We start from the raw sequence: 265 nt of genomic DNA on the forward strand, positions 1-265 counted from the left end.
CTCTGGCGAGCAGTTTGCGCGACGCTGAGGCTATCAATATTGCCGGATCGCTGCGTATGCAGAGTTACCGCCTGGGCTACGACTTGCAAAGTGGCAGTCCACAACTCCATGCACATCGCCAGTTATTTCAGCAGGCACTGCATTCACCGGTATTAACCAACCTCAACGTCTGGTATGTGCCAGAAGCAGTAAAAACTCGCTATGCGCATCTGAATGCCAACTGGCTGGAGATGAATAATCGGCTCAGCAAGGGCGATTTGCCGTG

1 protein-coding gene is annotated in these 265 nt (G+C 52.8%); it reads left to right on the plus strand.

Features of this window, described 5'->3' with window-relative positions; all coding sequences use genetic code 11:
• The coding region (locus FN960_RS24215) for a type IV pili methyl-accepting chemotaxis transducer N-terminal domain-containing protein (RefSeq protein WP_185971152.1) at positions 1-265 on the plus strand (265 nt) is incomplete at both ends.

This window comes from Alkalicoccobacillus porphyridii, from assembly GCF_007293315.1.
Taxonomy (GTDB): domain Bacteria; phylum Bacillota; class Bacilli; order Bacillales; family Bacillaceae_D; genus Alkalicoccobacillus; species Alkalicoccobacillus porphyridii.